Raw genomic sequence first — 9,189 nt, 5'->3', positions numbered from 1 at the left:
GCACCGGCTCGGCCGGCGCGGCGACCGGCGCGGCGACCGGCGCGACCGGAGAGGGCGCGGGAACTGGCGTCGGAGTCGGCGCGGCCACGGGAGGCGGTGGCGGAGGCGGAACCGGTGGCTCCGCCGGCGCAGCCTTGCCGCCGAACCAGCTGGAAGGCGAAAAGACCGATTTCGGCGCAGCCGCCGGCGTTTCGGCTGGCGGGGCCGCGGGCTCGGGAGCCGGCGCCGAGCTCTCGAGCGCAGGTTTTTTCTTGAAGAAACTGAACATTGGGCGCTTTTTACAATCCGAGCCATTCTATGAAACACCCCTTGCCACGCCGCGCTGCGTCGGGTGCGGTGCTGGCTTCGGTGCTGATCGCGCTGTCGAGCCTGCCTGCCCTGGCCCAGGACGCCCCTCCCCCCGCCGCTTCGTCGAGCGCCGCCACGGCGGCGATTCCGGCCCGGCAATTCACGCTTTCCAACGGCATGACCCTGATTGTCAAGCCCGACCGGCGGGCCCCGACCGCGGTCCAGATGCTCTGGGTCCGGGTCGGGTCGATGGACGAAGTCGACGGCACCTCGGGCGTCGCGCACGTGCTCGAGCACATGATGTTCAAGGGCAGCAAGAACCTCAAGCCAGGCGAGTTCTCGCGTCGCGTAGCCGGTCTCGGCGGCCGCGAGAACGCCTTCACCACACGCGACTACACCGGCTACTACCAGCAGATTCCGGTCGATCAGCTGGAGCAGGTCATGAAGCTGGAGTCCGATCGTTTCGCCAGCAACCAGTGGCCCGACGACGAATTCAAGCGCGAGATCGAGGTCGTCAAGGAGGAGCGCCGGATGCGCACTGACGACCAGCCGCGCGCGCTGCTCGGCGAGCAGCAGAACGCGGCCATCTTCACCGCCTCGCCCTACCACCGCCCGGTGGTCGGCTGGATGAGCGACCTGGAGTCGATGACGCCGGCCGATGCCCGCGCCTTCTTCCAGGCCTGGTACGTTCCGTCCAACGCGGCGATCGTGGTGGCCGGCGACGTCGATGTCGACAAGGTGCGGGCCCTGGCCGAGAAGTACTACGGCTCGATCCCGGCGCGTGCGGTGCCCCCGCGCAAGCCGCGCACCGAGCCCGCGCAGCGCGGCGTGCGCCGCGTCGAGTTCAAGGCACCGGCCGAGCAGGCCTACGTGTCGCTGGCTTTCCGCGCGCCGCAGATCGCGACGGGCGACCAGTTCGACGCTGCCGCCAAGAACGACGCCTATGCGCTGGCGGTGCTTTCGGCCCTGCTCGACGGCTATGCCGGCTCCCGGCTCGACCGCGCGCTGACCCAGGGGCCTGACCGCGTGGCCGATTCGGCCGGCGCCTATGCGGGTTTCGTCGGTCGTGGGCCGCAGCTCTTCGTGCTCGAAGGGGTGCCGGCCGCGGGCAAGACCCCCGAGGCGCTCGAGGCCGCGCTGCGCGCCGAGGTTGCGAAGGTCGCGCGCGAAGGCGTCGGCGCGGCCGAACTGGCCCGCGTCAAGACGCAGTGGGTGGCCAGCGAGACCTACAAGCGCGACTCGGTGATGGCGCAGGCGCGCGAGCTCGGCAGCAACTGGGTGCAGGGCCTGCCGCTGGACGCCAGCGAACGGATCATCGCGAAACTGCGGGCGGTGACGGCCGAGCAGGTGCAGGCGGTGGCCGCCAGGTACTTCGGCGACGACCAGATGACGGCCGCCACCCTGCGGCCGCTGCCGCCCGAACCCAACCGCCGCCCGCGCGGCTTTGCAGCGCCCGCGGGCGAGCTGCGCTGAACCAAGGCTGCATCCCGATGATCGATTCACGACGTTTCAAGCTGCGCGGCCTCCTCGCCGGCGCGGCGCTTTCTCTGGCCGTTGCCGCCCAGGCCGCCATTCCGATCCAGCACTGGAGCCTGCCGAACGGTGCCAAGGTCTACCTGGCCGCCACCCAGGCACTGCCGATCGTCGATGTCGAGGTCGACTTCGATGCCGGCGGGCGGCGCGATCCGCCGGCTCAGGCCGGCCTCGCCTCGGTGACCGCGGGCATGGTCGAGAAGGGCGTTCGCGCAAATGGCCGTCCCGCCGCCGGGCCGCCCCAAGGCGGGACAGCCCCCTCGGGGGGCAGCGAGGACACGTCAGTGCCGAGCGTGGGGGGCTATGAACCGGCGCTCGACCAGAATGCGCTCGGCGAGGCCTGGGCCGACCTCGGCGCGAATTTCGACGCCAGCGCCGGCACTGACCGCGCCAGCTTCACGCTGCGCACGCTGTCCGACCCGGCGCTGCTCGACAAGGCGGTGCGGCTCGCGGCGCGCGAGATCGGTGAGCCGGCCTTCCCGGAAGATGTGTGGAAGCGCGAGCGCGAGCGCCTCGGCGCCTCGATCCGCGAGGCCAACACCAAGCCCGCGACCCGGGTCGAGCGGAGCTTCGCGCATGCCGTCTACGGCGCCCATCCCTACGGCCTCGAAACGACCGAGGCCACGCTGGCCAGGATCGACGTGGCGGCGATGCGCGCGCACTACGAGCGCCTGATCGTCCCCTGCCGCGCCAAGGTCAGCATCGTCGGCGCGGTCACGCGCGCGCAGGCCGAAGGCATCGCCACCACGCTGCTGTCGAGGCTGCCGGCCGGTGGCGCCTGCGCCGAGCTGCCGGTCGTGCCCGAGGTGCAGCCGCTGGCGGCACCCGGGGACGAGCGCATTCCCTTCGACTCGGCGCAGGCCCATGTGCTGATCGGCCAGCCCGGCTACCGCCGTGCCGACCCCGATCATTTCGCGCTGACGCTCGGCAACTACGTGCTCGGGGGCGGCGGCTTCGTCTCTCGCCTGACCGAACAGGTGCGCGAGAAGCGTGGCCTGGCCTACAGCGTCTACAGCGGCTTTTCGCCGGGGCTGCACGCAGGCGCCTTCCGCATCGGCTTCCAGACCCGGCCCGACCAGGCCGCCGAAGCGGTGAAGGTGTCGAACGAGGTGCTGGCGAAGTTCGTTGCCGACGGCCCGACCGCGGCCGAACTCAAGGCCGCCAAGGACAACCTGGTCGGCGGCTTTCCGCTGCTGCTGGACAGCAACCGCAAGCTGCTCGGCAATGTCGCGAACATCGCCTGGAACGATCTGCCGCTCGACTACCTCGACACCTGGACCGCGCGCGTCAACGCGATCACCGTGGCCGACGTCAAGGCCGCGTTCGCCCGCAAGCTGCAGCCCGAGAAGATGGTGACGGTGGTGGTGGGCGGCGCACCGTGAGGGGATAGGGCCCCCACGCTCTCCCACTTCGTGTGGTTCGCTGCCCCCCGAGGGGGCGCCGGCCGCCTTGGGAGCGGCCCGGCGGCGGCCGCGGGCCCCCACGCTCTCCCACTTCGTGTGGTTCGCTGCCCCCCGAGGGGGCGCCGGCCGCCTTGGGAGCGGCCCGGCGGCGGCCGCGGGCCCGGGCGGGTGGCTGCCGTTAAGCTCCGGGTGTGAAAACGAAGCCCCGAACCCCCGCGCCCGCGGCGCCCGCGAAGCCGAGCAAGCTCGCCAAGGCGCCCCATTTCGTCCGCATCATCGGCGGCCGGTGGAAGCGAACCCGCCTCGCGGTCGCCGACAAGCCCGGCCTCCGGCCGACCCCCGACCGGGTGCGCGAAACCCTCTTCAACTGGCTCGCCAGCCTGGCCGGCGCCGGCGGCGGCGAGCTGCCGGGCTGGCAGTGCGTCGATGCCTTCGCCGGCACCGGCGCGATCGGCCTCGAAGCCGCCTCGCGCGGCGCCGCCTCGGTGCTGCTGTGCGAGCAGGACCCGGCGCTGGTCGCCCAATTGCAGGCGCTGAAGACCAAGCTCGATGCCGACGCGGTGCGCATCGAGCGCGGCAACGGCGTCACGGCGCTCGAGCGCGTGCCGGCCGGCAGTCTGCATGCGGTGTTCCTGGACCCGCCGTTCGAGAACGCGGTCCTGTACGAGCCGGCCTTGCGCGCGGCCCTGCGGGCCCTGCGGCCCGAGGGAGTGATCTACCTGGAGGCGGCTCGGCGCTGGAGCGACGACGAACTCGCCGAGCGCGGCCTCGCGGCCTACCGCTACCTGAAAGCCGGCGCGGTGCATGCCCATCTTCTCCAGCCGGCGGCGAACGCCGCTGCATAATCCGCCGAACCGTGCCACCAGGGCCGAATCAGGAGGAAGCAAAGCATGTCCAGCAACGTGATCGCGGTGTATCCCGGCACCTTCGACCCCATGACGCTAGGCCACGAGGATGTGGTGCGCAGGGCGACCCAACTGTTCTCCCGGGTCATCGTCGCGGTGGCGGCGGGACACCACAAGAAGGCTTTGTTCACGCTGCAGGAGCGCATCGACATGGCGCGCGACGCGGTCAAGCCCTACAGCGACCAGGTCACGGTCGAGAGCTTCTCGGGCCTCCTGCGCGACTTCGTGGTGGCGCGCGGCGGCAAGGCGATGGTGCGCGGCCTGCGCGCCGTGACCGACTTCGACTACGAATTCCAATTGGCCGGCATGAACCGCTCGCTGATGCCCGAGGTCGAGACCGTGTTCCTGACGCCCAGCGACAAGTACCAGTTCATTTCGAGCACCTTCGTCCGCGAGATCGCGATGCTGGGCGGCGAGGTCGACAAGTTCGTCTCGCCCAACGTCCAGGACAGCCTGCTCGCCAAGGTCCGCAGCCTCGGTCGTGAATGAGCGCCGCGTGAGCGAGGCGCCGCTCAGGCTGCATTCGCTGGGCGAGGCGGCCCTGGTGTGCGAGCTGCCGGCGCCCGCCACGCTGGCGCAGCAGCAGCGGATCTGGGCACTGGCCGCCGAAGCGCTGCGGTGGCGCGGGGTGCAGGAGGCGCTGCCGGGCATGAACAACCTGAGCCTGCTGTTCGATCCGGCCCAGATCGACGTGGTCGAGCTCGAGATGCAGGTGCTGTCGGCCTGGCCGCAGTTGGCCGCGGCCGGCATCCAGGGGCGCCGCATCGAGATTCCGGTCGCCTACGGCGGCGAGTCCGGTCCCGATCTGGCCGAGGTCGCCCGCCACACGGGCTTGTCTCCGGCCGAGGTCGTGAAGCGCCACAGTGCGGGCGACTATGTGGTGTACCTGCTCGGCTTCCTGCCGGGATTCGCCTTCATGGGCGGGCTGCCGCCGGAGCTGGCGACGCCGCGCCGCAGGGAGCCGCGGCTGGCGGTGCCGGCGCGCTCGGTGGGCATCGGTGGCGAGCAGACCGGCATCTATCCGCTGGTCTCGCCGGGCGGCTGGCAACTGATCGGCCGCACGCCGCTGGAGATGTTCGATCCGGGCGCGGCCGAGCCGACCCGGCTGCGGCCCGGCGACCAGGTGCGCTTCGTGGTCGAAAGCGTGACGCTTTGATGGCGGCCGGCACCGGACTCACGGTCCTGCGACCGGGCATGCTGGCCTCGGTGCAGGACCTCGGCCGCCCGGGCCATCGCCACCTCGGCATCTGCCCGGGCGGAGCGCTCGACACCCTGGCGATGACGCTGGCCAATCGCCTGGTCGGCAACCCCGATGGCGCCGCCGGAATCGAGTTCACGATGGGCGGCTGCGCAATTCGCTTCGAGACCGCCACGCGGATCGCGATCACCGGCGACGATTTCGGCGCCACGCTCGACGGCGTGGCGCTGTGGCCGAACTGGAGCCTGCCGGTGGCTGCCGGGCAGGTGCTCGCGCTGGCCGGAGCCAACCGATCACCGCTCAAGACGGGGCTGAGGACCTGGCTGGCGGTGGCGGGTGGCATCGACGTGCCGGTGATCCTCGGTTCGCGCAGCACCGACCTCAAGGCCGGGTTCGGCGGCCTCCAGGGGCGGGCGCTGAAGAAGGGCGACAAGCTGATGTTCGGCGCCTCGGCACTCGATGCGCAGCAGCTGGCGCGCAGCCCCTTCGGTGTCCGCGGCCCTGCGCCGCGCCTGGATGGCGATCGTGTGACCTTGCTGCGCGTCATGCCGGGCCCCGAGTTCGGGCAGTTCACGATCGCCTCGCGCGAGGCGATGTGGGGCGGCTCCTGGCGAATCACGCCGCAGAGCAACCGCATGGGCAGCCGGCTCGAGGGCTTCGAGCTCAAGCGCCGGCGCGCGGTCGACATGCTGTCCTCGGGGGTGATCCCGGGCACGATCCAGGTGCCGCCCTCGGGTCAGCCGATCATCCTGATGGGCGATGCCCAGACGACGGGCGGCTATCCGCGCATCGGCGTGGTGATCCGCGCCGACCTCTGGAAGCTGGCCCAGGCCCCGCTCAATGGCCGCCTGCGCCTGCAGCAGGTGGATTCGGCCGAAGCCCTTGCTGCCTGGGACGAGCGCCGGCGCTACCTGGCGCAGGTGGCGCAAGGCCTGGCGTCCGCAGGCTGGGCCGTGCCGGCGCAGAATCCGGCCCAAGGAGAAAGCCATGCAGATTGACCTCAACGCCGACCTCGGCGAAGGATGCGCCAACGACGAGGCCTTGCTGGGCCTGGTGAGTTCGGCCAACATCGCCTGCGGCTGGCACGCCGGCGACGCCCGCACCATGCAGCAGTGCGTGCGCTGGGCGATCGCCAACGGCGTCGCGATCGGTGCCCATCCGAGCTTCCCGGACCGCGAGAACTTCGGCCGCAGCACCATGAACCTGCCGCCCGACGAGATCGTGGCCGGCGTGCTCTACCAGATCGGCGCACTGGCGGCGATCGTCAAGGCCGAGGGTGGCAAGCTGGCCCACGTCAAGCCGCATGGCGCTCTCTACAACCAGGCGGTCAGGGAGCCGGCGCTGGCCGAGGCGATCTGCGAAGCGGTGCGCCGCTTCGATCCCTCGCTGCGCTATTTCGGGCTGGCGGGCAGCGGCATGATCGGCGCCGCCGAGCGCGCCGGCCTGGTGCCGGTGGAAGAGGTCTTCGCCGACCGCGGCTACATGCCCGACGGCAGCCTGGTGCCGCGCAGCCAGCCGGGCGCCCTGATCGACGACGAAGAGGCCTCGCTGGCGCAGACCTTGTCGCTGGTGCGCGACCACCGGGTGCGTGCGATCGACGGCAGCCTGGTGGCGGTGAACGCGCAAACCGTCTGCCTGCACGGCGACGGCCCGCACGCACTGGCCTTCGCGCGCCGCATCCGCGAGCGGCTGGCGGCCGAAGGCATTGCGGTGGCGGCGACGTGAACGTCCTGTTGACAGGCTTCGAGCCCTTCGAGCAGGAGGCGGTCAATCCGTCCTGGGAAGCGGTGCGCGCGCTCGATGGCTGGCGCCCCGAGGGCGCCGTGGTGCATGTGCGCCGCATCTCGTGCGTGTTCGGTAGCGCGCTGCGCGAACTCGACGCCGCGATCGACGAACTGCAGCCGCAGCTGGTGCTGGCCGTCGGCCAGGCCGGCGGCCGCAGCGAGCTGACGCCCGAGCGGGTGGCGATCAATGTCGACGACGGCCGCATTTGCGACAACGCCGGCTGCCAGCCGATCGACACCCCGGTGGTGGCCGGCGCGCCTGCGGCCTATTTCTCGACCCTGCCGATCAAGGCCATGGTGCGCGACCTGCGCGCCGCGGGCATTCCGGCCGCGGTGTCGAATACCGCCGGCACCTTCGTCTGCAACCACCTGTTCTTCGGCCTGATGCATCGGATCGCGACCCGGCCGGTGGCAGGAATGCGCGGCGGCTTCATCCACATTCCCTATCTGCCCGAGCAGGTGGCGCAGCGGCCGGGGCTTCCGAGCATGGCGCTGGCCACCGTGGTCGCCGGGCTGCGCATCGCGATCGCCACGGCGCTCGTGGTTCGCGACGATGTACGCGAAACCGGCGGCCAGTTGCACTGACCCCCGGGCGGTCAAGGTTTCTCGACCCAGCGCTGCAGCCAGGGGCCGAGCGTCGCATTGACGAACTCGGGCCGCTCCATCGTGAGCATGTGGCCGCACTGCGCGACCCAGACCAGCTCGGCCTGCGGGATCAGCGCGGCGATTTCGCGCGAGCATTCGGGCGGCGTCAGCCGGTCGTCGTCGCCGCACATCACGAGCACCGGGCAGCGCAAGCCGGGCAGGTGGGAGCGGGCGTCGGGACGCGCCATCAGCGCCCGGTTCTGCCGCACCAGCTGCGGCGCGCCGGCGTCGAGCACCAGGTCGACGTAGCGCCGCAGCAGTGCCGCGTCGCCGGCGCGCGAACGATGGAAGGCGAAGCCGGCGTTGAACTCGATGACGTCGCGGGCCTCGCCGTTCTCGAAGAGTTCGATGGCCGAAAGCCGCAATTCATACATCTCGGGCGTCTCGGCGCGGGCATTGGTGCCGAGCAGCGCCAGGCCGGCGATGCGGCCTGGCGCCTGCCGCGCGACCTCCATCGCGACCATGCCGCCCATCGATGCGCCGCAGAGGATCAGGGGCCCGGGGTTCTCGGCCAGCACGGCGGCGGCCATGGTTTCGATGCGGTCGTGGCGCATGTGGGCGTCGGTCACGCGCACATCGAGGACGGGGGGCAGGACGGGCCGCTGGGCCTCCCAGAGGCGTTCGTCGCAGGCGAGGCCGGGCAGCAATACGAGACTTGGCATGTCCGGATTCTCGGCGAAGCGGGCGCCGCCGTATGCCCGGCACGCGCTGCGGGGGAGAATGGAGCCCAGCCTATGCCCAACACCACCGAACTCATCCTGATCCGCCACGGCGAGACCGACTGGAACCGCGAGTTGCGCTTCCAGGGCCACATCGACGTTCCCCTCAACGACATGGGCCACGAGCAGGCGCGCCGGCTCGGACTGCGCCTGGCCGGCGAGCCGGTGCAGCAGCTCATCAGCAGCGACCTGATGCGGGCGCAGCAGACCGCGACGCCGGCGGCGCGCCAGCTCGAGCTCGAGATCCTCACCACAGTCTCGCTGCGCGAGCAGCACTTCGGCATCGTCGAAGGCATGCGCGCCGACGAGATCCAGACCCTGCACCCGCGGGCCTGGGAGGACTGGCTGCAGTTCCGCGAGGACCATGCGATGCCCGAGGGCGAATCGCCGCGCCAGTTCCATGCCCGCATCATCGCGGCGCTGGGCCGCATCGCGACTGCACACACCGGGCAGAAGCTGCTGGTGGTCACGCATGGCGGCGTGCTCGACATGGTCTGGCGGACCGCGCGCGGACTGGGGCTCAACGGACCGCGTCAGAGCGACATCCCCAATGCCGGCTTCAACCGGATCCGCATCGCCGATGCCGCGCAGCCCGAGCAGATCGAGATCGTCGACTGGGCCGACACGCGGCACCTGGCGGACCTGCCGGCACAGCCGACCTACGACCAGAGCCGGCACCTGAAGAAGTAGCCGTGTGAAACCCGCCGGACCGAT

10 protein-coding genes and 1 pseudogene are annotated in these 9,189 nt (G+C 71.2%); 9 read left to right on the top strand and 2 right to left on the bottom strand.

All coding sequences use genetic code 11. The features are described 5' to 3' along the window. Nucleotides 1-268, bottom strand: a pseudogene (locus AC1DYD_RS21440) (signal recognition particle-docking protein FtsY); the annotation flags it as partial. Between the two features lie 29 nt (nt 269-297). On the opposite strand from AC1DYD_RS21440, the gene AC1DYD_RS21435 reads away from it, so the two are divergent. The 8 genes from AC1DYD_RS21435 (at nt 298) to pcp (ending at nt 7,696) form a co-directional block, all read left to right on the top strand. Then, a complete protein-coding gene (locus tag AC1DYD_RS21435) occupies nt 298-1,761 on the top strand; it encodes a M16 family metallopeptidase (RefSeq protein ID WP_478174761.1) in 1,464 nt (487 codons plus the stop codon). Nucleotides 1,762-1,778: 17 nt separating this feature from the next. After that, nucleotides 1,779-3,203, top strand: a complete 1,425-nt coding sequence (locus AC1DYD_RS21430) for a M16 family metallopeptidase (protein WP_478174760.1) — start codon at nt 1,779-1,781, stop codon at nt 3,201-3,203. A gap of 212 nt (nt 3,204-3,415) precedes the next feature. Further along, nucleotides 3,416-4,069, top strand: a complete 654-nt coding sequence (locus AC1DYD_RS21425) for an RsmD family RNA methyltransferase (protein WP_478174759.1) — start codon at nt 3,416-3,418, stop codon at nt 4,067-4,069. 45 nt (nt 4,070-4,114) lie between these two features. After that, nucleotides 4,115-4,618, top strand: a complete 504-nt coding sequence (coaD, locus tag AC1DYD_RS21420; RefSeq protein ID WP_286506056.1) for a pantetheine-phosphate adenylyltransferase — start codon at nt 4,115-4,117, stop codon at nt 4,616-4,618. Beyond that, nucleotides 4,611-5,285 carry a 5-oxoprolinase subunit PxpB gene (pxpB, locus tag AC1DYD_RS21415; RefSeq protein WP_478174758.1) on the top strand — a complete coding sequence of 225 codons (675 nt, stop codon included), beginning with the start codon at nt 4,611-4,613 and terminating at the stop codon, nt 5,283-5,285. The genes coaD and pxpB overlap by 8 nt, the downstream gene beginning before the upstream one ends. Beyond that, nucleotides 5,285-6,325 (top strand): 5-oxoprolinase subunit C family protein, encoded by a 1,041-nt coding sequence (locus AC1DYD_RS21410; protein WP_478174757.1) that lies wholly within the window; start codon nt 5,285-5,287, stop codon nt 6,323-6,325. The genes pxpB and AC1DYD_RS21410 overlap by 1 nt, the downstream gene beginning before the upstream one ends. After that, nucleotides 6,315-7,052 carry a 5-oxoprolinase subunit PxpA gene (gene pxpA / locus AC1DYD_RS21405; protein WP_478174756.1) on the top strand — a complete coding sequence of 246 codons (738 nt, stop codon included), beginning with the start codon at nt 6,315-6,317 and terminating at the stop codon, nt 7,050-7,052. Before AC1DYD_RS21410 ends, pxpA begins: the two co-directional genes overlap by 11 nt. Beyond that, nucleotides 7,049-7,696 carry a pyroglutamyl-peptidase I gene (gene pcp / locus AC1DYD_RS21400; protein ID WP_478174755.1) on the top strand — a complete coding sequence of 216 codons (648 nt, stop codon included), beginning with the start codon at nt 7,049-7,051 and terminating at the stop codon, nt 7,694-7,696. Before pxpA ends, pcp begins: the two co-directional genes overlap by 4 nt. A gap of 11 nt (nt 7,697-7,707) precedes the next feature. Here pcp and AC1DYD_RS21395 read toward each other — a convergent pair whose 3' ends face one another. Then, the gene (locus AC1DYD_RS21395; protein WP_478174754.1) at nt 7,708-8,418 is read right to left on the bottom strand and encodes an alpha/beta fold hydrolase; all 711 of its coding nucleotides are present in this window, start codon (nt 8,416-8,418) and stop codon (nt 7,708-7,710) included. Nucleotides 8,419-8,490: 72 nt separating this feature from the next. Between AC1DYD_RS21395 and AC1DYD_RS21390 the strand changes: the two genes are divergently transcribed. Beyond that, nucleotides 8,491-9,165, top strand: coding sequence for a histidine phosphatase family protein (locus AC1DYD_RS21390; protein ID WP_478174753.1), 675 nt, complete (start codon nt 8,491-8,493; stop codon nt 9,163-9,165). Nucleotides 9,166-9,189: the final 24 nt, after the last annotated feature.

This window comes from Variovorax sp. P4_B11, from assembly GCF_056402355.1.
Note: the sequence above shows the minus strand (reverse complement) of the source record. Positions and strands in the feature narration are given on the sequence as shown.

Excerpts from the sequence above, each read along its gene's own strand:
- coaD (WP_286506056.1), top strand. The coding sequence starts at position 4,115 with ATGTCCAGCAACGTGATCGCGGTGTATCCCGGCACCTTCGACCCCATG.
- AC1DYD_RS21435 (WP_478174761.1), top strand. The coding sequence starts at position 298 with ATGAAACACCCCTTGCCACGCCGCGCTGCGTCGGGTGCGGTGCTGGCT.
- AC1DYD_RS21395 (WP_478174754.1), bottom strand. The coding sequence starts at position 8,418 with ATGCCAAGTCTCGTATTGCTGCCCGGCCTCGCCTGCGACGAACGCCTC.
- AC1DYD_RS21430 (WP_478174760.1), top strand. The coding sequence starts at position 1,779 with ATGATCGATTCACGACGTTTCAAGCTGCGCGGCCTCCTCGCCGGCGCG.
- AC1DYD_RS21410 (WP_478174757.1), top strand. The coding sequence starts at position 5,285 with ATGGCGGCCGGCACCGGACTCACGGTCCTGCGACCGGGCATGCTGGCC.
- AC1DYD_RS21390 (WP_478174753.1), top strand. The coding sequence starts at position 8,491 with ATGCCCAACACCACCGAACTCATCCTGATCCGCCACGGCGAGACCGAC.
- pxpA (WP_478174756.1), top strand. The coding sequence starts at position 6,315 with ATGCAGATTGACCTCAACGCCGACCTCGGCGAAGGATGCGCCAACGAC.